The organism is Psychrobacter sp. TWP2-1-2, from assembly GCF_049896785.1.
Lineage (GTDB): Bacteria > Pseudomonadota > Gammaproteobacteria > Pseudomonadales > Moraxellaceae > Psychrobacter.
Genome location: NZ_JAFCVA010000008.1, coordinates 131277 through 155294, shown reverse-complemented (window position 1 = coordinate 155294; position 24018 = coordinate 131277). Strand labels below are relative to the sequence as shown.

Genomic DNA, 24018 nt, shown 5'->3' with positions numbered 1-24018 from the left:
AGATAAAAGCTCGATCGATAGAGCGAACGCCTACTTAGTCGTAGGTGCTGACTTTTTTACAACTTACGCAGTTTGTGATGACCACCAAAATTTGGGTTGGTTTGGCGAACGTCATGGTTTTTTTCGTTTTTTATCGAACAATTTTAGTATAATGCGATCATCGCTTTTAAATGGCGCATTTTTTTAATCGTATAAATACAGTGTGATGCAGCGGCTGATTGGCATGTTGTGGGCACAGAGTTCGTCTTATTTTTGACATTCATTCATCAAGCAAATAGGTTATTTATGGAACCCATGGTCGTCATCGCAGCACGTACTGCTGAAAAAGTTGGTAAAGAGATTTTATATGCGCATCAAAACCGCCATAAAATCGAGTTGGATATTGAGTCAAAAGGGCTTGATGGATTGGTTACCCGTATTGATCGCTTTAGCGAAGAGCTGACGATTGAAACCCTAAAAGCCAGCTATCCAAATCACTCGTACTTGGGTGAAGAGTTTGGTATGCAAGAAGGTCGCGGTGAAGATGCGGACTGGTGCTGGATTATTGATCCGCTAGATGGCACCAAAAACTTCGTCCATGGTGTGCCGCAGTTTTGTGTGTCTATCGCCGTACAGCATAAAGGCGTAACCCAACATGGCGTGATCTATGATCCTGTCCGTGATGAGATGTTCTCTGCTAGCCGTGGTAAAGGCGCGCGCTTGAACAATCGCCGCATGCAAGTGAGCGAGCGCAAAACCATTGACGGTGGTCTATTTACCACTGGTCATCCGCTTGAGCGTAAACGCAATGGCGAAATCATCTCTTATGCCAAGCAGCATTTTGAAAGCTTGCAAAAGATCTCTGAAGCAGGTGGTCAAGTTCGTCGTTTAGGCTCAGCTGCGCTTGATTTATGTTATGTCGCTGCTGGTCGTTTTGACGGTTATTTTGAGATGTCAATTAAGCCTTGGGATATCGCGGCAGGTGAGCTTATCGTGACCGAAGCACGTGGCGTGGTGGTTGACCATACAGGCGCACACAACTCAATGACTTCAGGCTCTATTTTCGCCTGTAACATTAAGTTATTGAAGCCATTGATGCAAGTGGTTGTTCCAACGTGGGGTGACGCATTTTAAGCACCACTTAAGCATAATTATTAAGACAACTTAAAACAAAAAAGCTGGTTCCATTATGGAGCCAGCTTTTTTGTTTTACCATTACCTTTATAGCCACCTTTATCTTCAACCGTAATGCCTTGGAACTTAAGCGCTTTACTAGTGGTTTCCAACAGTTGCAACTCTTCTTCAATAAGCGTCAGCATCTCTTGGACATGCGGTAATGCCTTACTACAAGCCGTAATCCCAAATTCAATCTTATCTAGATAACTAGCAAGGGTGATATTCATTGCTTGACCATTGAAGACAATAGATGCTGGGTACAACGATTGCAAACGTGCACCATTCCAATATAGTGGTTTTTCAGAACCAGGCACATTAGAGATAATCAGGTTAAACGCCTGCTTTTTGGGAAATAGACTGGTCGCTAAATTGATACCTTCCCAAGCATAGGCAATCACGCTGTAGTTAATCACTTGGGCTTGATTCATGCGTCGAAAGCGGCGTTTGCCGTTATTCATACTGCGATGAATCAGTTTGATTCGGCTCAGAGGATCATCTAAATGCGTGCCCAAATTGGCCAGTACAAAGGATAATTGATTGCCTGCCACACTGTCATCCGTACGCAGCGACATCGGTACAAAAGCAATGAGCGGCTTGCTAGGCAGCGCATCCATAGAGATGAGATAACGACGAATGGCACCCGCACATACCGCCAGCACCACATCATTTTTACTGATATTTAGTCGCTCAGCAATATCGTTAAAGCGCTGAATATCATAAGACTGCGCGGCTATACGCCGTGATGCTGAGATGCGTTTATTAAGCACACTCATCGGCGCATCAAAAGTACCGACATAGCTGTCATCACCGTAATTTTTCAAATTATCCAGTAATTCGGTAAATACAGGCTTAATGGTAGATATTTGCTCTTTAATGATGCGTAATGCGGAGCGCTCTTTGGGTAAAATCGCATCGACTTGATTGCGATGACGTGCCATTAATGACCAAATCGGTAGCGTTACTGGCTCAGTGGGCGATTGTGATAATGATTTTTTGACAAGGCGCATGGCAGCAATGCCATCAACCAACGAATGGTGAATTTTGAAATATAGGGCAAAACGCTCAGGGTCGCCTTCATTTTCTGGTTGAATACCCTCAATCACATGACATTCCCACAATGGCATGGCACGATCCAACAGCCGACCATGTTCTCTTGAAACATACATCAATAACTCGCGAACCCGTGCAGGCTTTGGTAAGGCAACATGATGCAGGTGATGCTCAACATCAAAATGCTTGTCCTTTTTCCAAAAAGCCAAATGCTCAAGCACTTGGTTAAAAGGAAAGGTAGGTGACACATCAGAATCTTGCATTTGTTTGACCAATTGGCAAACAAAACCGCTACCCGCATTCTCTGGCAATTCGAATAGGAATAGACCTCCAACATGCATGGGCTGTTTACGCGACTCAAGAAGTAAAAACAACTGGTCGACTGCTGTGAGAAGCCGCATAATAAATCCTTTTATGACGATAAGTTGAGTAAAAGTTACTTCTTTTATTATTATTTTATAGCTGACTTTTTATTAAATACTATGAATTTAATAATGGTCATTAAATTTAAAAACTATTGAAAAAAGTATCCTGTTTGCGGTGAGCTGGCAGTCGCCATTTTGCGCATTGGCATACGACCCGCCAAGAACGCCGCGCGCCCTGCCCAGATGGCATGCTTCATGGCATGAGCCATCATGACTGGGTTTTGCGCATTGGCAATCGCCGAATTCATCAGTACGCCATCACAGCCAAGCTCCATAGCCAGTGCTGCATCAGAGGCCGTGCCGACGCCTGCATCGACCAATACCGGTACTTTGGCATTCTCGATAATAAGACTGAGGGTGTGACGATTCAGCAAACCTAGACCTGAGCCAATCAAGCTACCAAGTGGCATAATTGCCACACAGCCCATACTTTCTAATTCTTGAGCGACGATAGGGTCGTCTGAGGTATAAACCATCACCTCAAAGCCATCATCAATCAATACTTTGGCAGCTTTTAGCGTTTCCATCACATTCGGATAGAGGGTTTTTTCATCGCCCAATACTTCAAGCTTAACCAGATTATGCCCGCCTAACAGCTCGCGAGCAAGCTTACAGGTACGAATGGCAGTCTCGGCGTCAAAACAACCAGCAGTGTTGGGTAAGATGGTATATTTATCGGGGGAAATCACATCAAGTAGATTGGGCTCATTGCTGTTTTGTCCAATATTGGTACGACGAATAGCAACGGTGACAATCTCTGCTGCCGATGCGCCAATGGCGGCGCCCGTTTCAGTCATATCCTTATACTTGCCTGTGCCGACCAACAGGCGAGAAGAAAAAGTACGACTCCCGACCGTAAAAGTGTCTTGTAAAAGGGGCGTCGGATGAGTAGCAGTGCTTGTGTTCTCTGACATAACTGAAAATCCTAATGGCGAGTAAAACAAAATGCTATTATAACAAAATCATGCAATCTTACTTGCAGTCTTTTTTGGTTTAGCCAGTTAAGCATAATACGTTTGCCACGCTTTGACACGAGTTTCTTTCTGAGTTTATCTTTATCTATCAGGTCGCTTTTATGATGCAACTGCCGTACAGTTTTGCGAAACGCCATCAAATTTTGGTCATACTTGCCATTGATCCTGAGCTGCCAGCGACTTTGGTGCTGACCAAAGCCACGCCATTATCAGCGATTAATGAGGCAGTGCGATTTTTACAGCAGCAAGGGGTACGCGGTGTGCCCACTTATGAAAGCATCAGTGCCGATGACTTTGAAAAGCGCATGAACGCCGCTTATGCAGGCAATACTGGTGAGTCGCAACATATTGCCGCTGGGCTCGAAGACCATCCTGATCTCGATAGTTTGGCAGACAGTGTCCCTGAGACTGAAGATCTGATGGATCAACAAGATGATGCACCTATCATTCGTCTCATCAATGCGTTGTTGTCCGAAGCGATACGTTTAAACGCCTCAGACATCCATATTGAAACCTTTGAAAAACGCTTAGTCGTTCGCTTTCGCGTTGACGGTGAATTAAAAGAAATTATTACGCCAAAACGCCAATTAGCGCCATTATTGGTATCGCGTATTAAGGTCATGGCCAAGCTCGATATTGCCGAAAAACGCGTGCCACAAGATGGACGTATCAGCTTACGGCTGGCAGGGCGTGAGGTTGATGTGCGGGTATCGACATTGCCATCGAGCTTTGGTGAACGCGTGGTCATGCGTCTATTAGATAAGCAAGCAGGTCGCCTGAATATGACCTATCTTGGGCTGTCTGATAACGATTATAGCGAGCTCAAGCGCTTGATTCATCGCCCACACGGCATTATTTTGGTGACAGGGCCGACAGGTTCAGGGAAAACCACGACGCTATATTCAGCACTGACCGATCTCAATGACCAAACCCGTAATATCTTGACCGCTGAAGATCCGATTGAGTTTCAGCTCGATGGCATTGGGCAAACGCAGGTTAATAATAAAGTCGATATGACTTTTGCCAAAAGTTTACGTGCAATGTTACGCCAAGATCCAGACGTAGTCATGGTTGGTGAGATTCGCGATTTAGAAACGGCAGAGATTGCCGTACAAGCGTCGCTTACTGGACATTTGGTGTTATCAACTTTACACACCAACACCGCCATTGGTGCCGTCACGCGTCTGCAAGATATGGGTGTTGAGCCATTTTTATTATCGTCATCACTGATTGGTGTCGTCGCCCAGCGCTTGGTGCGTACATTATGTAAACATTGTCATGGCTGGCAAGTGGCTGATAGCGAACAGGCTAAGTTATTTACTGAAATTGGTATTGTGCCAGTCTCAGAGAATGGCGCTGACACTTTAACAACTACACCTATCAATTTACCCAGACCAGTTGGCTGCGATAAATGCAATCAATCAGGGTTTAAAGGACGGACGGCGATATACGAAGTGGTGCCCGTTGATGATACCTTGCGCCGTATGATTCATAGTAATACCGCCGAGTACGAGCTAGAGGAGTACGCACGTCAGCAGACACCGTCGATTCGTGCGGATGGGCTGCATAAAGTCATTGCAGGTCGTACGACGTTAGAGGAAGTGCTACGAGTGACGAAAGAGAGTGCCTTAGCTGATGACACGATACTTGTATAAAATAATTAAGGTGTGTTGGTGCTGTTCAACGTACCTCAGCCAAAGGGTTTGTATAGCAGATAAAAGATAACTGGCTCTGGTAGCCAGTTATCTGATGGTCATTCTTTACTGTTTTTAATACTTTAGTATTTTGAATACTTCAGTGCTTTTAATAATTTAACGTGTGACATCGCTATTATTTTGCAGCGATGCATTCAACTTCAACGCTGGCACCTGCCGCCAATTCAGCGACGCCAAAGGCTGAACGTACCGGATAAGGTTTGGCCAATTCCGCTTTATAGACTTTATTAAAATCGTCAAAGTCATCCATGTCTGTCAGCATCGCCATACATTTGACGATGTCTGATTTTTGATAGCCGTACTTTAACAGGGTTTCATTAATATTATTCAATGCTTGCTTGGCTTCGGCTTTAACACCACCTTTGACCAATTTGCCATCTTTAAAACCAATTTGTCCAGACATGTATAGCGTATCGCCCACCCGTACTGCTTCTGAAAAAGGATAATTGCCACCATCACCAAGAAACACAGGGCTAGACTTAGTTATGTTTGCGGTATTTGCCATTGGCGCCGCATTCGCTGTCATAGCAAGGCCTAGTGAGCACGCGCCCACGAGCAACGCCTTAGTTAAATGGGCGGTCAATTTATGGGTAATCTTGGACATCGCTGTCTCCTTATTATAAGTTTTTTCACAATTTTTTTAAATGCACTATACAAGTTTAACAAACATAATGTCTCATCACACTAGATGACACATTATGTCTTACTTATGCTTAACCAGTTATTGGTCGTTTTTCTCAGCTTCGACTTCTGTTTTAGATTCAGTGTCAGCTTCTAGCGGCTTTTCGCTACTTTTGCCTTGACGGCGGGCTTCTAATTCAGACTTAGGAATCCAAGCCCATGTCATCTTAACCACGATAGGGTCACGATCACTGTCAGACTCACGGTCGTGAATGACGCACGGAATTACCATTTCACCTTTTGGTGTATTTAGGATATCTAAGCGCTGCTCATCCGATAAAGACGCCACTGCTGCAATTTGACCTTTTTTAATCGGGCGATAAAAATTAACCGAGTACGATTTAATCAATAGTACGCGGTCAGAGGGTAGGTTTAAACCCAGAATAAAACCGGTTGCTGTTTCGGCAAGTAAGGTAATGGCGACCGCATGAATAGAGCCAATATGATTTTGCACTGCTTTGGTGTTGTTTAAGCTCACCACGACTTGGTTGGGTTCGACTGTTTCATAATAGACGCCCGTTGTGCCTACGTATGGCACCACTTTACCAAAGGCTTTGGATAAAATGCTCGAGCGTGCGCTGGCAGGTAAGTATTTGGTAACAGATAACAGTTTGGTAAATTGATTGCTGATGGGCTTGAGCGTGCTGTTGGGTTTTTCGACGGGCGATCTTGTGCTGTCAGAGGTTTTGGCTGGCAATTTATTGGTTAGCTTGCTAGGGAGTTTTTTTAATAATCCTGACATACAAAATTCCTTAATGTAGATAGATTAAATGACGCTTTGAGTGTTACATATTTCATCATAGCAGCTGATAGGATGCCTATTGTGCAAGCTGCCATGCTCACTATGGTACATTAACCGCCGTCTGCCTACTATTATTAGCATGAACTGCTGCGCTTATAAAATAGGGCTAACGTAATGATACTCTAGATGCTAGGAATACTATCGCTCAACGCAATATCGTATCACTCAGATGCTTTCATAAACAGTGCTGCTGGATGCCATAAAGACAGCCACGCTATAATCATGACATTTTAGCGTATCTTATTGATTGTTTTTCTTATTTCCTTTTTTCTATGCTGGATGAAGCTATGCCTGACACGTCAATTCATGCGCCGACCAATATCATTTATACAGGCGTTGCTGGTACGGGGAAAACCTATCGACTGTTACAAATTGCTAAGCGATATACCGACTATCTGCCGAGAGCCGATGAGGCAGATATATTGGGGCAGCTATTGCAAGCGCTTAGCTGGCGTGAAATCGTATGCTTGGTACTTTTGGATTTCCAATCTAAACACCAAGACTTGGTAAAAGTGCCTGAAATCGTCAATCATGCGTTCTTTGTCGCGAAAGCGGCGCAGAATGCACGCGAAAAAAACTTAAGCAATACGGCTTGGTCTGTCCTTCAAATGCATAGCCCTACCAATTCAAAAACTGTGACTTATAAAAACCGTGCCAGCCAAGCCTATTTTGATAAAGATGAGGGTGGTGCGTGGTATTTGCTGCCAGAAAGCTTTGAGTTATTAACAGAGCTATCGCAGCAACTTGCCGAATTTCAGCAAGCGCAGCGTGATAACAGTGTCAACCAAAGCCAAGCAAACCCAAATCAAGGTTTTAGCCAGCAGCGTTTTACCATGGTCAGCTTCCATCAAGCGTATGGCTATGAAGAGTTTGTCGAAGGCATTCGTCCTGTCATGGCAGCGTCTAATCATACAATGAATAGCTCATCTCAAATGAATTACGCCATTCAGGATGGTGCATTCTTAAAATTGTGTCAACGGGCAGCAAATGATCCAGAGCAGTGTTATGCCATTTTAATTGATGAGATCAATCGCGCCAACGTGTCACGAGTATTTGGCGAGCTACTCAGTCTAATTGAGCCAGACAAACGGGCTGGCATGACAAATGCGATGACTGTTCATTTGGCCTATTCTGGACGGGCTTTTAGCATCCCTGCCAACATCGATATTTATGCCACGATGAACACCCAAGATCACTCGTTAGCACCACTTGATATGGCATTACGTCGGCGCTTTCGTTTTATCGAATGTCCACCGCAACCAGAATTATTACCCATCATTCATGTGCCCCAAAAATCAGAAACTGACAGTCCAGCAGCGACGGTAGATTTGGCAAAGCTATTAGCCGGTTTGAATAATCGCATTACGCAAACAGTGGGAATGGAAGCGCAATTGGGTCATGCTTTTTTATGGTCAGTGACGGATCTTGGACAATTGCAAGCGGCGTTGGTTGAACAAATCATTCCGCAGTTAATGCAAGCGACGGGTGGGCAAGAGGGTACTTTGCAATATATCTTTAGAGACGAGCAGCAGCCACTGCGCGCGCAGTTTATTCATGATAGTCATACATCCATTAATGACAGTGTGAATGACCAAGTAAATGCTAGTAGTCAAAATCCGCTGTTTACTGGTCAAAATGCATTTTTCGGTCAGTCTATGAGCACAGCTGGCTATAGGATAAATACCGACCTCATCGCGAGGGTAGGTGAATTTGCCAAACCGACTGTCTATCAACGTTTATATCCATAAAGGTGCTCAGCGTTGATAAATAATAGCTTCAGTCATGAAGTCATAGCCAATAATATTGACAGTGCCAACGTTAATGCGCTTGATGTAAATACCATCACTGTGTTTGAACACCAGCGTCTAACAGCGCATGACTTCTTACGGGTATCTGATTTCCATTGGTTGATGGCGCAGGAGTTTGCGGTCTTTAGCATTAAGCACAGACAGGGACAATGGCAGTTAAAAGTCGGACATTATATAGGGGTTATTTTACTGCCTAGCGGCATGACGCTTGAGATATTACCCAAACTTGCGGCAAAAACTTCTAGCGATCAAGTCGCGCAGCAATCATACCTTTCACAGAATGCCAGTCGTCGTCATGCTAGTCATCGCCCCGATATCAGGCAAGCTCGCCAATGGGTGCAGGGCATGCTATCGGATTTGACCAATAGCAGTCATGCCAAAAACAAGTTACCCAATACGAAAAATCTAGGTCAATTTAGCAGTCAATTGTCGCTGCTATCGATAGACGTACTGCCATTATCAGATTGGCTTATCACGCAGTTTTTGCAGCGGCTGGCTCATTATCGACCAAGCAAACACTATCAGACGCAGGTCGACAATCAAGCATCGCTACAAGGTCGACTGCTCATCAAAGAACAATTGCGCCACAACAGAATGCAGCCGCATAAGTTTGTCTGTGAGAGCAGTATACTGAGCCAAGACATGCTAGGTAATCGCCTGATTAAGAGCACATTGGTTTTGATGACGCCTTTATTTTTTCAATCAACGCTATCGAAAGCAGATGCGCCTAAATTTTTGCAGGCTTGGCAGCGAGTAGCGGCGTTGAGTTATCAAGAGCTGACACAGTTAGAGTCGATATACACGCAAGCAAAGCGTCAGTTAGCCGTGCAACCGCTTCGAGCACCGCAACTACAGGCTGCTCAGCAGTTGTTAGATATGGCTTATTGGTTACTAATGCAGTCCAATGTGGCAACAGGTAATGGTATTGCGCCAAATAAACCATCTAGGCAAAATCTGTCCTCTCCGCGTTTATGCTTGCTGATAGATATGAATCAAGCCTTTGAGCAATGGGCAAGCCTGCGCATTGCCTCGATGTTTCAGCAAGTGAGTCAACAATATCAGCCGTTATATCAAACGCAAAGTATCTGGCTAACGGATGCAGAAGGGCGCGCATGTCTGTCTATACGACCTGATTTGCTCATATATAAAACTAATGCTAATGATAATTGTCACAATCAGAATGGCACTGCGGTTATTGAAGCTAGAGAAAAAGGTCACTATAGCCATGTCATCGATATTAAATGGAAGCATTTATCGCAGACAGCCAGCATTAGTGCCAGCGATGCTTATCAATTGATGAGTTACGCTCAGGCCTATCAAGCAGGGCAGGTGTGGCTGGTTTATCCAGTACAAGATAATGAGCGGTTACCAGTTGCGCTCAGCCAACAAGTGCATGATTATAAAAATACTGATGGCCCCAACAACCATGATAATAACCATAATGTTGCTGGTGAAAAAGTAATTCCTGCGCCATTGTGGCTCGTACCATTCAATGTTCTTACTGGTACGATAAACGGCAGCTTGCTTCCTGATTGGAATAGAGTATAATGAGCGCTGTCGATGAGTAAGTAGCACTTAGCATCGTGGAGAAAAGGATTTGTCATAGTGGTTTTTATGATAAATGAGCGTTTTTTAAGTAATTTAGCAGTTTTTTTAAATTAATTAAAAATAGGTGTTGACACCATCGGCTTTTCCCCTTAATATGTGCACCTCGATAGCAAGGAACGTTAACAAGTTAGTGGCATTGCCAACAACGAGTTAATCAAAGAACTATCGTGATAATAGAAATTTCGGAGTGTGGCGCAGTTTGGTAGCGCATCTGGTTTGGGACCAGAGGGTCGTAGGTTCGAATCCTATCACTCCGACCATCTATTTTTAAGAGCCTTACAGGCTTTTTTTTATGTATAATGGTTTAGTTTCTGATATATTTAAAACTTGCTTTAGTATATAAAAGTCCTCTAAGAGCGCCTGTAGCTCAGCTGGATAGAGCATCTCCCTTCTAAGGAGGTGGCCGCAGGTTCGAATCCTGCCAGGCGCACCATTTAGCCTGCAAATCTTGCCTCATCAGGCAATAGTTATGGCGGTTGTAGCTCAGTTGGTAGAGCCCCGGGTTGTGATCTCGGTTGTCGTGGGTTCGAGTCCCATCAGTCGCCCCATATTTTGTTCTGCATTATCCTCTTCTTGCTTTACCTCATTATAAAAACCTTATTCTAAATAATAATACTTGCCATGTTTGGCTTTTTTTTGTGCCTGTATGATTGGTTTTAACCTATCTTACCCCCTGCGATTAAAATTTGTAGACTTATCAGCCCTTTGATTGTCTATTGGTTTACTGGCCTTTTGTCTCATTTATTTTTATTATGGGTTCTCTTTTGAGACGCTCGCTATCTCTGTACGTGCCTTAAACCTGCTTTGTTATTCTTTAACCGCCTTTATATAGAATAGCAAAATATAGAATAACAAAGGCAACGCTTTTAGTGATGCATCATGATAAGGTCTTAAAGCCCGTTGATATATTAGGTCATCCATTAAGAAGTGATCCATTGAAAATGATACGAGTGTTAAGAAAATTAAAGGTCAGTTAAAAAATATATTGAATAGATTTAGTAAGCCTAAGACCGTAGTAGGGATGTGAGTGCTTGTTTGAGATGCGCTGCTATGGATCTTATATTATTGAGGAAGTGATTGATGGACGCATTGAGCGTATTGCTACAAAACGTGCATTTGTTTGAAACCAAGTATTATCGTTTGAATGGGACTGGTAATTGGTCTTATTCCATCACTAGACAAGATACGATTTTATTTTATTTAGTGATGTCTGGGAGCTTTTGTATCGACGTCGGCAATGGTTTGCGACAGGCTCACGCAGGCGATATGATTATGATTCCCAGTGCCCATAAGCATGTGAGCTATGCCTTAGATCATAATGGTGACGATGCGCTACCGCTAGATGAGTTGCTGACTCATTGTAAGGAAAACACCCTTGATATCGATGGCAACGGTGATCCTAACTCGTCTTTGATATTGATTGAATGCAAGTATGACAAAGAAATGATACGTCCTTTGCTGTCTGTGCTGCCTGCGATTTTGCCTGAAATCAACGATGAGTCTGACGGTAGATTTGAGGTCATTGATGTCGAGATTAAGCTGCTGACCTTAGAAGCCGAGCGTGAGCGCATGGGCAAGACCGCGATCATCAATCATTGGGCAAGTATTATGATGATTGAATGTTTGCGGGTTTATATTGAAAGTTTGCCTGAGGCCACAGAAAACTGGCTAAAAGCCATGAAAGATCCGTTTTTGACCAAGGCGTTAGCAGCGATGCATCAAGCGCCCAATCAAAACTGGACCATTCATAAGCTGGCTGAAGTCGCAGGAATGTCACGCTCAAGCTTTGCGCAGCGCTTTAAAGATACAGTTGGTATGCCGCCGTTGACCTATCTCATTGACTATCGCTTGCGCTTGGCGGCCCGTTATCTACGCTTGCAGCAAAACAGTATTGGCCGTATCAGTGAGTTGGTTGGCTATGCGTCAGATTCGACCTTTAGTCAAGCATTCAAGCGCGTTTATGGGGTATCTCCAAAAGCCTATCGCCAACAATATCAACAAGAAAACATCGCATAGCGTATCGTTAATACACCATAAAAGCGTTAAGGTTGCCATTAGGCCCTTAACGCTTTTTTGTTTTCTCATGGTGAAGTATGAGACTTCCATGAAGATATTTCGTCTATGGTTGACAGGTGTTGATAGAGAGTATTTTGACGATGGACAGCTGACAATGTGCTTGTGTTCAGGTACTATGGAATAATGAGTCATTTAGGCGCAAACGCTTGTTTTTAGCGTAAGATATGTCACTGTATGGTGGTCAGATCGTTTGTTCTAAATGATATTTATTTTTGCTGCTGATGGTATGTTATGACTGAACCGACCGCAAAGCCACGCGCAGGAGCCAATAGCCAACAAGGCTCAGCTGTGTCCGCTAAAAAACAAAGCGATATGAATCTAAGCAACGTCAAGCATGGTCGAAAAGACAAGGCGGGTGCGACACCTGACAAAGCGATGTTATTGGCACTGTTTACGCTGCCAGATATTGAAGAGGTAGGTGTTAAAGAGACAGTTGTTAAAGGCGCAGCTGATGAGTTATCTAATACCCATAGCGCGGTGCAACAATCTGCTGCTAGCGAGATGAATATTGCCGAGCAGCGTGTGGCACTGTATTGTACCCAGCATGAGCGTACGCGATTATTATATATGGCATCCGCTGCCACGCGACCTACTTATTTGGTACAAACGCTCAAATCACAATTCGCAGAACATCAGCAATACTTGCTGGCACAGCAGCTTGATAAACGCGGCTTGATGGATATCGATGGATTAGAGCGTCTTTGGCAGCAGCTGCATGTGGTCGATGACATCATCGCTGATATTGTCCGTCATATGCCAGCTCAGCAGCCAGCAGGTTGGCAACTGACCACTCAGGATGGGCGAAATCCGCTATGCTTTGCCACCGTTGGCAAATTAAAGAACAGTAAGCCTATTCGTGATCAAGGCAGTCTAAATAGCTATGTGCTTGGGCACTTCGGCGTGAGTAGTTTTACCTATGACCGCGGCTATTATATTGGACATGTCGTTGGCTACTTATTCAGCTGTTATTTTTGTGCCCATCTATCTATTAGCTATGGTGTTACGGCACTTGGTTCGCAGGTTATAGCTGATTACGATTACGCCAGTCTTGAGACGCCATACATGGTTAGACTGCTACAAGGGCTGGATGGCTACTGTAAAAAACGTATTTATCAATTGGCAGTTATCTGTGCACGATTGAGTGTCTTTGCCAGTGACAAGCGTATCGAGAGAATGCTCATTGCTGAGGTCAACGACTTCGATAAAAAATTGCAGCAGCAGCACTTGGATGTTTTGTTATTGCAAGGTTTGATGCCAGACAGTAGCGATTCTACGCCGCTTTTTTAAGCCATTGGATCTCGATAGATCTCCTTTATAAGTCCTTGTTTATTACCTTTTATTATTGACCACTTTAGGATATTCGCTGCTATGCCCGCTTATCATTATAAAGCGTTAGATGACCATGGCAGTGTGCAAAAAGGCTTGCTCGAAGGCGATTCTGCGCGACAAGTTCGCCAGCAGCTGCGTGATAAACAATGGACGCCCGTTGAAGTCAGTGCCGTCAATGATAGACAAAACCAGAATAAAAACCGCTATAAAAAACCGTCTGCTTACGAGTTAGCATTGCTGACCCGTCAATTATCGGTATTATTGGCAGCGGGTATTCCGTTAGAGGAAACGCTTGCCGCCGTCGCCAAACAGTCACCAAAAAATCACATTAAATCTCTCATGCTTGCCGTGCGCTCTCATGTATTAGAAGGTTTGAGCTTGGCGCGAGCATTGCAGCAAGCCGCCAGTTTTCCACCACTATATATCGCGACCATTGCGGCAGGGGAAAAGTCAGGTCACTTGGATTTAATCTTGAACCAGTTGGCAGATTACACCGAAAACTGCTTTGCATTGCAAAAGAAAATCCAAGGCGCAATGGTTTATCCGATTGTGCTGATGGTGATGGCAATTGGCGTTATTATGGGTTTGATGAGTTTTGTGGTGCCCAAAATTGTCAAAGTGTTTGAGCAGTCTGAACAGGCATTGCCGCTGATTACCCAAATTGTTCTTAGCCTATCTAACCTCATTACGCAGTGGTGGTGGCTGATGCTGATAGTATTGTCAGGAACGGCATTTTTGTTTTATCGTTTTGCGCAGACGCAAGCGGGTAAATTAGCGATAGACAGCATCGTGCTAAGACTACCAATATTGGCGCGGTTATCAAAAGGGCTGAATGCAGCACGTTTTGCCAGTACATTGGCGATATTGGTACGCTCAGGGGTGCCGTTGATTGAGGCATTGCATATTGGTGCGGCGGTGACGACCAATTTACACATTCAAAAAACCATCATCACTGCGGCTGATAGGGTGACGGAAGGCTCAAGCTTATCGAGTCAATTAGAAAAGTCCAGTTACTTTCCGCCGATGATGGTGCAAATGATTAAAAGTGGTGAAAACTCAGGCGAGCTCGAAAATATGCTCAGCCGCGCCGCCAATATGCAGGAAGCGGAAGCCACTAACTTTATCAGTACCCTATTATCGCTACTTGAGCCGTTGATGCTAGTGCTGATGGGCGTGGTAGTCATGATTATCGTAATGGCAGTGATGCTGCCGATTGTCAATATGAATGATCTGGCAGGATAATGAGCACTCAAATATTCTGAGCTTGTGTGCCTCCCGCTCACATTTCTATTGTAGCCATCTTACTAAATATTACGCTAGCTTTCTTAAGATTTGCTTACTGTTGTAGATTGTTGACTGAGTCACGTTTTTATTAGGGTAAAGCCAGCCATCAAGCTATAGTAAGCGTCAGTCAAAAGTTATCCTTATAAATATTACTCGTCAATCTGTGGTTCAATCTGTGGTTCAATATTGATGCTTATAAAAGTCAAGGTTCATAGCAATCTACTTGCGGTGCTAGGGCGTTTCCTTATTTTAAAAATTGTGATAAAAATGAGATAAATTGCCGTCAAACAAGGAAAGTAGCGCAAATAATATCGAGATATTAACAAGCTATTTGACGATGTTTTGCAAAATTTAGCTATTTTTAGGCCATTCAGAGGTTAATCGATTGAATTGAGGACACGCCCTAGATAAAAATAAAATCATGGTTTATAGTGATAATCGTTTCAGTGCTCATTAATACGCCGATCATTAATGTTACTTGAACGCCACTTTTCCTATTTACATCACCTTGATGCCAAAAGCGATGACAAAAGCGATGACTATAATTGACAAAATTCAAGTAACTACTATGCCAATAAGTGCCATGAGTGCCAGCAAGCCAGCTCCTACGAGAGCCCGTCAGCCACTACCTATGCGTAATAACCAGTCTGGATTTACTCTGATCGAGATCATGGTCGTGATTGTAATCTTGGCAATTCTTGCAGGCTTAGTTGTCCCAAAAGTGGTGGGACAAAGTGATAAAGCTCGTGTCAAGACCACTGAAACAGCGCTTGCTACAGTATCCAACGCCCTTGATATGTATAAGGTTGATAATTCGCGCTATCCGACTACCGCACAAGGTTTAGAAGCATTAACCACACCGCCAGCAGAGGCCAAAAACTACCCAGATGGTGGTTATATCAAAGGCGGCTATCCAACAGATGGCTGGGAAAATGAGATGCAATATGTCGCCCCAGGCAGTGAAGGTCGTCCTTATGATTTATTCTCGCTGGGTGCAGATGGTCAGCAAGGCGGCGAAGGTCAAGATGCTGATCTTTATGCCCAATTATAAGCACTAGCTTGACGAGCAGTTAAAATATGGGTAGCTAACAATCCCTGACTCCATAGTATGTTTATTGGTGACGGTCGTTCTAATGCTCTTAAATATCAACCAATAAGACCTTATTGGTTGATATTTTTATATCAGTAAATAAGTGGCGTGGCATCCCATAGATAATGTCAAACCATCCATTTTTCCAACAAGCTATACGTTTGATACCAGTCATATCGCCCCGCTCATTTGTCATTAAAATCAGCCAGTAGAGGTTATTACTCATGTTTACCAACAAACTCAACTCACAAGCCGTCATTACAAATAAACGAGTCTCTAAGTTGCCTCACGCACTTGCAATTATGAGTACTTCATTGATGATAGGGTTGTCGATGGCATCTATGAGCGCTCAAGCTGCAGGTTTGGGCGAGTTATTTGCTAATAATGGTGCCGCAAAATCGAAGTTTTTGCCTGTCGATAAAGCGTTTCAAGTTATCAGCAGCACGAAAGCTACCTCTAAGGGCACGCGCTTATCTATTAATTTTGATATTACGCCAGGTCATTATGTCTATAAAGATCAGCTTACTCTCAGTTTTCCTAAGGGCGTGAGTGCAACCCCCTTTACTTTTAGTCAGTCGCCAGTCTCTATTGACGACCCAACCTTTGGTGAGGTTCCCGTTTTTACCCAAAAAAACATGGTAGCAACCACGACTCTGACTACTAACAATGGTAAAGGCGCAAAAAATGCACCGATTATAATTGGGTGGCAAGGCTGTGCGAAAGCTGGGCTGTGCTATCCGCCAGAGAAAATCAAAACCACGGTTGATATCGCCGTGACACGCAAATAGACCACAAGCCGATCGACTCAAATATTGGTAATAAATAGCATATTAGGTAATAAATAGGTAGCTCTTCATGTCCATCAAGACAATAGAAAAAAAACCATCGCTAACGGTACATCGCTCGTCCAAAAAATCTTATCTACTAGCATTTGCGGTCTCTAGTAGCTCGTTGTTTACAGGACTGGCTGCGATGCCCATGATGACTCATGCGGCAGGGCTGGGTGATTTATTTAGCAGTGATAAAAATGCAGCACAGACGAAGTTTTTACCAGTGGACAAAGCTTTCCAAGTCAGTGATAGCAGTAAAACTACCAATAATGGCACGCGCTTAGCCATTAATTTTGACATTACGCCTGAGCATTATGTTTATAAAGACCAAATCAAACTGACGTTGCCAGCTGGCGTGACCGCCGTGCCTTTTATCTTTAGTCAAAAGCCAGTGTCAATCGATGATCCAACATTCGGAAAAGTACTGGTGTTTGACCAAGCGAATATGGTGGCTACGACGACCTTGAGCAGTAGTAATGGTAAAAGCGTCAACGATGCCGCCGTGGTGATTGGCTGGCAAGGCTGTGCCAAAGCAGGGCTATGCTATCCACCTGAAAAAATTAAAACGACGATTGATATCGCTGCTACAACGCCACAAATTGCAGGAAATAGCGCTAGTACTTCTACTCAAGAAGCTGCTAACAACAGTCTGACAGATAATGACAACACCGCTGAGTCAAGTGCAACGGTTGCCGATAGTCTTGCAGCAGAGCAAGCGCTGACTGATGATGGGGTGATTGATTATGCTTTGTTGGATGATGAGGCTTTAGAGGGAGAGCTTGGCGCTACCAATACGATTTCTGGCGCAGATGAACAAGGCGTCGATGGCACTGCGACAAGTGAAGTTCCTGCGACAATCAACAATACTGTTGCTGGAGATAATGCCACTGATAGCGATCCTTTTGGTCTGGCTTCTCACCCTTGGTTGGCATTGGTATTATTGTTTTTAGCAGGGCTGGGTTTGGCATTGACACCATGCGTACTACCAATGTTGCCAATCGTTGCCAATATCGTTGCCCGTGAGGAAAACCCAACGGTGAAACGCGGTGTTATTCTCACCACCAGTTACGCTATTGGCGTGGCAACGGCTTATGGTATTTTGGGCGCAGTTATCGCCGTGTTTGGTGAATCATTAGGCATTATCGGCTGGCTACAAAACCCCATTATCCTGATTGGTTTTGCGATTGTATTTGTCCTACTTGCACTATATATGCTGGGTGTGTTTAGTATCCGCTTACCGAGATTTATTAGTAATAAAATGCAAGGCTTGAGTCAAGCAGGGGATAGCAAGCTGGGTAGTACGGGTGGTAGCTTAATCGCGGGTTTCTTATCTGCGCTCGTCGTATCGCCTTGTGTTTCTGCGCCATTGTTTGGGGCACTGCTTGCCGTATCGACGATTGGTAGTCCACTACTGGGTTTTGCAGCTTTATTTATGTTGGGTTTTGGTTTATCCGCACCGCTTATCTTAATTGGTGCCACCCAAGGTAAAATTATGCCGAAAGCGGGCGCGTGGATGAACTGGGTCAAGCAAGGTTTTGCCTTATTGCTCTTTGCCGTTGCTTTATTATTAATTGAGCGCGTCTTTATCTCACCCGTGATGCTAATGGTATGGGGGTTATGGTTTATGGTTGTAGCGATGTGGGCGTGGAGTTGGTTGGGTAAAGGTCGTATGCTGACCCAAGCATTAGGGTTAATCGCCGGTATTTGGGCAACCTGTTTAGTTATCGGCGCGGCGTTGGGTAACGATGATAGCTTGCATCCGCTGGCATCTTTGAGTGCTGCTCCGCTGATGCAGACGACGACTGGTCAGCCAGCCATGAGTAATACAACAGATAAAACCGTCACGACGCTGACTGAGTTAGATGCCATTATCGCCGCCAACCCTAAAGTGCTTGTCGATGTCACTGCTGAATGGTGTATTGAGTGCCGTATTATGGATAAAAACTTATTTCATAATCGTCCAGCGCAGATGCAGGATTGGCAGTTGGTGAGACTGGATATAACAGAAACTACTGATGATTCTAAAGCTATCTTAGCGCGCTATAAATTGTTTGGCCCGCCAGCATTGCTGTATTATCAAGACGGTCAGTTGACCAATCAACAAGTAGGTGAGATTGATCGTCCAGAATTTGAGCAAACGTTGACGATGCTTAATAACTGATATCTTAATAACTGATACTTAATAAAACGAATAAGTCTTTTCTAAAGGCTTAACAATACAAAAGAGCCAATGTACTATTCATACAGTACGTTGGCTCTTTTATTTTTACCAATGGTTACCTGACATCCTGATGCTAAGCATTTGGTTTAGCGTTGATTATTGATATTTACATTGGTATAGGGCAGCGATAAGGCTAGTATAGTACACACATTTTCATTACAATAAAGCAACAATGCTGAAGGCGCATTACTCGTTGTAATTGCTGACTTCTATGTCTGAATGTCATTGGGTTTATTTTAGCGATGACGCTAATGGTCATACTCATTATCTTATATACTCTGCTGGCGATAATGTCAGTTAGATAAAGGACACTTATGTTTTCCCATATCACCGCACAGCGCTGCCCTATGCCTCTTATTACAGCGCGCAAAAACACGTTATTTCAGACAAGAAAGCATTATTTGAATATTGCTGTTGGTCTAGCGCTAACCTGCTTTACCGTGCAAGTCCAAGCTGCCGATAAAACTCAGATCGATAATGAGTTACCAGTACCGGAGGCAGCGTTTGAGTTTGAAGATTATCAGGTGTCACAGGATGCCAATACAGCTGCGCAAGATCGCCAAGTAGTCAGTAAAGAATTTATCGCTCAGCAAGCAAAATTGTTTTTTGAATGTACCCAAGTGCAGACCAGTGCCGCACGTTTGGCTTGCTTTGACAAAGTGGCCGAAGAAGGTAAAACACCCAGCTACACCACAACTAAGCAGCCAGTAGATTTGGCAAAAACCTTTCAAAGTACGCTTTCAGGTAATCCGCAAGTTGTCTTTGTAGAAGAAAAATCTACCATTGCTGGTGCTAATAATGGCGCTACTGACTCAGTTGCGCGCGCGCCTGCTACTAATGAAGGTTTAGACACCGTTGGGCTAACGCAAAGAGAAGCACAAGTTTTAGAAAATGTTGGGGTCACTCAAAAAGATATCGAAAAATATACACCGCTTAGTTTATCCTATGATCTTGATAAAAACAGTGAGCGTGGGACTTGGACGGTAAGGCCATACCGACCAACCTATGTATTGCCAGTATTTTATACCTTTGACCCTAACCTAGATCCAAGCACGCCGTCACAGGAAACGGAGTCCTTTACTTCTAATGACATACGCAATACTGAACTAAAATTTCAGTTGTCTTTGAAGACCAAAGTTGCCGAAGACTTATTCGATACCAGTGCTGATTTGTGGTTTGGTTATACCCAAGAGTCACATTGGCAAGTTTATAACGAAGATAACTCGCGACCATTCCGTGCCACCGACTATCAGCCTGAAATATTTTTGACTCAGCCAGTGACCGCAGATTTACCTTTTGGTGGTCGTCTTCGTATGCTTGGTGCTGGTGCCATTCATCATTCTAATGGACAAGATGATCCGTTATCACGCTCATGGAACCGTGCTTATCTCATGGCAGGGGCAGAGTGGGGTAAGCTATCAATCGTACCGCGCCTGTGGGCTCGAGTGAATAGTGAAAGCAGCAGCAGTGAAGACAATCCAGATATCGAAGACTACATGGGTTACGGTGATATCAAATTCTTATATGACTTGCCTGATCAACAGAGTCTGAGCGGTACATTCCGCTACAATCCAAGCACCAATAAAGGGGCGGCGCAAGTCGATTATATTTATCCATTATCAGAGAATGTTAATGGCTTTGTTCAGGTTTTCCAAGGCTATGGCGAATCCATCATCGATTATAACCACGAAAATACCTCTATTGGCTTTGGTATCGTACTGAATGATTGGAAAGGTTTCTAATATCATCGCACATTTTGATAATCGTCCATGCGACTTTTAGCGCCTTATCAAACTGGACTATGGCTGGCAGAGTATCTAGATATACGCTGCCAGTTGTGCCGTGTTTATCGCAGCACGCCACAATCTCAGCTATCTCAAAATTACCTCTCATCAAATTTTAGTAGCTTGCCAACGGCTGATTCTATACCACACTCTCTAAAACCCTTGCCAAATAATCCTTCGTTTTTCGCTAATTTGCGCCAGCAATTCAACCACCGTTTTAACAGCGGACTACTTTGCTCGCATTGTCATGACAGTATCGCGTGGTTGCCGAAACCCTTCAATGTTGATATTGCTGCTGGTACGGTTTTATCTATCCAAACGGCGACTTATTATGAGTATCCGCTGCGTCAAGTGATCAGAGCTTTTAAGCACCATGAAGACATGACCAAATTGCCGTTATTGTTGCATGCTATACGTCAGCTACCACGTCCTCATGGTTGTCATCATGATAATAGCGTGATTGTCGCTATGCCAACAACCGAGCAACGACTGGTCAAACGTGGCTTCGATCCTGTCAGTATTTTATCCGCGCAATTGTCTAAGCATTGGCAGATACCTTTATGGCATGGTGTAAAGCGTATTGACGACACTGTCAGTCAACAAGGGCTTACACGTGCTGAGCGCCTAAGTAATCTAGACAATGCTTTTGTTTTAATCGAAAAGCCTCCTGTGAAACGCTTATTATTGTTTGATGATGTTGCGACCACGGGTGCCAGTTTACAAGCATTGGGGCGTACACTGCTTACCCCGTCTAAAACAGTCACCATGTCAGATATTCAAACCAATTATAAATACCATCTTTCTGCCTATGCTTTAGCACATGGAAATCAGTCTTAAAATCTGTTCCTCTCTATTGCTAACTACTAATATGTTGCTAATATGTTGCCTTAACGCTATATTATTAAAATAATATATGTTTATTTGTTATTAATATTCCAAAATACTGTGCTTATCACTCAATAGCATTGCTTATAAAATGATATTTTCTAAATAGCTTGCATAACTGCTATGGCTATTGTTATTTCTATGCAAAACTTTTGTTAAATATTATGGAACATAAATTGCATAATTTTGATTGAATAACAATAAAAAGACGGGCAAAAATGATATGACAATATGAATTCATTGTTGATGTTTTTGGTTCAGTATTGGTATTAGACAAACAATAGTTATTATAAAATTGCCGTTATAAATAGGGATTTGATGTGAACGCATCTACAAATAATCTACCACTTACGCTACGAACAACCAACTCAGGATTTACCCTGATTGAACTAATGGTAACGATTGCTGTGCTTGCCATTATTGTCGGTATAGCAGCGCCGAGTATTAGTACTCAGCTTGCCAATCAGCGAGTCAAATCGACAACGGCTACACTTGCTAATGCGTTAAAAGAAGCAAAAAACGAAAGTTTGATTCGTCGTCAAGAAGTTGAAGTATCGTATGATAACGTCTCTAGTACTATTAAACTCAAGGTCAATACTAGCAGTGGTTCACAAGATGAAATCACTGCTTATCATTACAATCCAAAGACTACTATTAATGGCGATGATGATGTTGATGTTGATGTTGATTTTAAACCTAATAAAACGGCCGACGCCGAGACTTTAGTTATCTGTGATATCGGTGATGCCGCCGATCCGCGACAGATTTTGGTCAGTAAATTAGGACAGATTAGTATCCAGCTTGGAGGATCATGTTAATGAGTCAGCTTAACCAACAACAAGGTGTCGGACTAATAGAGGTTTTAGTCGCTGTCTTATTGCTATCTGTTGCCGTATTAGGATTTAGTGCATTGCAGATGCGTGCTATAAGTGCAACTGATGAGAGCTTAGTACGTACTCAAGCTTTAAGCATCATTCGGGGGCTAGCAGAAAATATGCGCGCCAACTCACAACAAATTGCTACCTATCAAGTTACCATTAATGATGCTTCTAAAACTCGTGAAAGCTGTATAGATTGTTCCGCTGAGCAAATAGCCATTAATGAGTCTAAAGACGCATACGATAAGCTATACAGCTATGGTATTAATGTGAAAATGGTAACTTGTCCTGGAACAGCTAATTTCTCTGAAGTGAAATGTATCATAGCAGCTTGGGGCGACACTACCGCTGCGATGGATGCTACTAATGCAAATGCTTGTGCTGATGCATCTGGTATCTATAAAAGCGGCAGTAACTGTATCATTGTGGAGACGTATTAATGAAACACATAATGATACAAGATATCAAATATCAGCGAGGCTTTACACTTATTGAACTAATGATATCGCTGGTTTTAGGGTTATTGATATCGGCTGCTATCATTCAAGTATTTATTACCAGCCAACGTGTGGATCGTGTACAGAGTGCTGGTTCTGAGATTCAGGATTCAGCAGTATTTGGCATTCAATCTATTGAACAACAATTAAGGCTTGCCAATCTTGGCAATGATGGCGTGCCTCTTAATGATAAAACTGTGATGGGCGGAGTTGTGCTGACGGCAAGCGCAACCAATGCTGATGCAGTAAATGTTGTAACAAGTACTCAATTAGAAGAAGGTTACTTGACGCGCAGTCATGACATGGATTCTGCAGGTGGGATTCATAAATGGGATGGTTCTTTATCTAACACTGGTGAGAAAAGTGATCAGCTTACATTCCAGTATACCAACACAACGGGTCAAATATTGTATGACTGTGAAGGTGAGAAAATTGAGTTAAACGAACGTGTCATTACCCGTTATTTTTTAACCGAAGACAGTGTAAAAACCAACAAAGATAGAAAAAATCTCAATCTCAACTGTGATGCTGGGCGTATAGCAAGTAATGGAGTGCTTACTAACTTTATGGAAGCAGGGCAAACTATTATAAAAAATGTCGATCAATTTAATATTCGTTTAGGTGTCAAATATTCAGTAGTTAATAGTGGTATAGCAAGTTATAGCTATACTGAAATGAGTGTAAAAGATTACATGAAACTTACGACAGAAAAGCCCTATATTACCAATATCAAAGTCGCATTATTAACCCGCAGTACCTCTAATAGTCCTGATGATAGTGCAAGTGCCTTCAGTATACTTGGCACGACACAGACACTAAAATCAGAAACCAATGCACCAAAATATTTACGCCGTGTTTATGAAACCAATACCCTGTTACGTAATGCTAGAATTGTGAATGTGATTAACAGTGTTAGTTAAGTAAGG

Annotated in this window: 19 protein-coding genes and 3 tRNA genes; 18 read left to right on the top strand and 4 right to left on the bottom strand. The window is 43.2% G+C overall.

Going from position 1 to position 24018, the window contains the following annotated elements:
• Window positions 1–285: 285 nt before the first annotated feature.
• Entirely contained in the window at window positions 286–1113 is an 828-nt protein-coding gene (locus ACP7AE_RS09370; protein WP_045443417.1) for an inositol monophosphatase family protein, read from the top strand.
• Window positions 1114–1166: 53 nt separating this feature from the next.
• Here ACP7AE_RS09370 and ACP7AE_RS09365 read toward each other — a convergent pair whose 3' ends face one another.
• Together ACP7AE_RS09365 and ACP7AE_RS09360 are read right to left on the bottom strand one after the other, a co-directional pair.
• The gene (locus ACP7AE_RS09365; protein ID WP_426242703.1) at window positions 1167–2606 is read right to left on the bottom strand and encodes a WS/DGAT/MGAT family O-acyltransferase; all 1440 of its coding nucleotides are present in this window, start codon (window positions 2604–2606) and stop codon (window positions 1167–1169) included.
• Between the two features lie 113 nt (window positions 2607–2719).
• A complete protein-coding gene (locus ACP7AE_RS09360; RefSeq protein WP_087814573.1) occupies window positions 2720–3544 on the bottom strand; it encodes a thiazole synthase in 825 nt (274 codons plus the stop codon).
• Window positions 3545–3705: 161 nt separating this feature from the next.
• Between ACP7AE_RS09360 and gspE the strand changes: the two genes are divergently transcribed.
• Entirely contained in the window at window positions 3706–5259 is a 1554-nt protein-coding gene (gene gspE, locus ACP7AE_RS09355) for a type II secretion system ATPase GspE (RefSeq protein WP_426242701.1), read from the top strand.
• A 175-nt stretch (window positions 5260–5434) separates the two neighbouring features.
• Here gspE and ACP7AE_RS09350 read toward each other — a convergent pair whose 3' ends face one another.
• Together ACP7AE_RS09350 and ACP7AE_RS09345 are read right to left on the bottom strand one after the other, a co-directional pair.
• Window positions 5435–5923 (bottom strand): RidA family protein, encoded by a 489-nt coding sequence (locus ACP7AE_RS09350; protein ID WP_426242699.1) that lies wholly within the window; start codon window positions 5921–5923, stop codon window positions 5435–5437.
• A gap of 117 nt (window positions 5924–6040) precedes the next feature.
• Entirely contained in the window at window positions 6041–6742 is a 702-nt protein-coding gene (locus ACP7AE_RS09345) for a DUF4442 domain-containing protein (protein WP_426242697.1), read from the bottom strand.
• A gap of 347 nt (window positions 6743–7089) precedes the next feature.
• Between ACP7AE_RS09345 and ACP7AE_RS09340 the strand changes: the two genes are divergently transcribed.
• From ACP7AE_RS09340 to ACP7AE_RS09265, 16 genes are all read left to right on the top strand, one after another.
• Window positions 7090–8550, top strand: a complete 1461-nt coding sequence (locus tag ACP7AE_RS09340; protein ID WP_426242695.1) for an McrB family protein — start codon at window positions 7090–7092, stop codon at window positions 8548–8550.
• Between the two features lie 12 nt (window positions 8551–8562).
• Entirely contained in the window at window positions 8563–10158 is a 1596-nt protein-coding gene (locus tag ACP7AE_RS09335; protein ID WP_426242693.1) for an McrC family protein, read from the top strand.
• Between the two features lie 243 nt (window positions 10159–10401).
• Window positions 10402–10478, top strand: a tRNA-Pro gene (locus ACP7AE_RS09330).
• A gap of 96 nt (window positions 10479–10574) precedes the next feature.
• A tRNA-Arg gene (locus ACP7AE_RS09325) sits at window positions 10575–10651 on the top strand.
• A 39-nt stretch (window positions 10652–10690) separates the two neighbouring features.
• Window positions 10691–10766 (top strand) — tRNA-His (locus ACP7AE_RS09320).
• Window positions 10767–11298: 532 nt separating this feature from the next.
• Window positions 11299–12234 (top strand): AraC family transcriptional regulator, encoded by a 936-nt coding sequence (locus ACP7AE_RS09315; RefSeq protein WP_045452534.1) that lies wholly within the window; start codon window positions 11299–11301, stop codon window positions 12232–12234.
• A 291-nt stretch (window positions 12235–12525) separates the two neighbouring features.
• Window positions 12526–13581 (top strand): hypothetical protein, encoded by a 1056-nt coding sequence (locus ACP7AE_RS09310; protein WP_193009288.1) that lies wholly within the window; start codon window positions 12526–12528, stop codon window positions 13579–13581.
• Between the two features lie 81 nt (window positions 13582–13662).
• Window positions 13663–14865, top strand: a complete 1203-nt coding sequence (gspF, locus tag ACP7AE_RS09305; protein ID WP_426242691.1) for a type II secretion system inner membrane protein GspF — start codon at window positions 13663–13665, stop codon at window positions 14863–14865.
• A 625-nt stretch (window positions 14866–15490) separates the two neighbouring features.
• A complete protein-coding gene (gene gspG / locus ACP7AE_RS09300) occupies window positions 15491–15958 on the top strand; it encodes a type II secretion system major pseudopilin GspG (protein WP_413786777.1) in 468 nt (155 codons plus the stop codon).
• 263 nt (window positions 15959–16221) lie between these two features.
• Window positions 16222–16785, top strand: a complete 564-nt coding sequence (locus ACP7AE_RS09295; RefSeq protein ID WP_201540567.1) for a protein-disulfide reductase DsbD domain-containing protein — start codon at window positions 16222–16224, stop codon at window positions 16783–16785.
• Between the two features lie 67 nt (window positions 16786–16852).
• The gene (locus ACP7AE_RS09290) at window positions 16853–18988 is read left to right on the top strand and encodes a protein-disulfide reductase DsbD domain-containing protein (RefSeq protein ID WP_426242688.1); all 2136 of its coding nucleotides are present in this window, start codon (window positions 16853–16855) and stop codon (window positions 18986–18988) included.
• Window positions 18989–19362: 374 nt separating this feature from the next.
• Window positions 19363–20790: a phospholipase A gene (locus ACP7AE_RS09285; RefSeq protein WP_201540565.1), complete on the top strand. Its 1428-nt coding sequence runs from the start codon at window positions 19363–19365 to the stop codon at window positions 20788–20790.
• A gap of 27 nt (window positions 20791–20817) precedes the next feature.
• The gene (locus tag ACP7AE_RS09280) at window positions 20818–21669 is read left to right on the top strand and encodes a ComF family protein (RefSeq protein ID WP_201540564.1); all 852 of its coding nucleotides are present in this window, start codon (window positions 20818–20820) and stop codon (window positions 21667–21669) included.
• Window positions 21670–22109: 440 nt separating this feature from the next.
• Window positions 22110–22535, top strand: coding sequence for a pilus assembly FimT family protein (locus tag ACP7AE_RS09275; protein ID WP_426242753.1), 426 nt, complete (start codon window positions 22110–22112; stop codon window positions 22533–22535).
• Window positions 22535–23035 (top strand): type IV pilus modification protein PilV, encoded by a 501-nt coding sequence (gene pilV, locus ACP7AE_RS09270; RefSeq protein WP_201540563.1) that lies wholly within the window; start codon window positions 22535–22537, stop codon window positions 23033–23035. Before ACP7AE_RS09275 ends, pilV begins: the two co-directional genes overlap by 1 nt.
• Before the next feature lie 11 nt (window positions 23036–23046).
• On the top strand, window positions 23047–24012 hold the full coding sequence (locus tag ACP7AE_RS09265; protein WP_426242685.1) for a PilW family protein: 966 nt from the start codon (window positions 23047–23049) through the stop codon (window positions 24010–24012).
• Window positions 24013–24018: the final 6 nt, after the last annotated feature.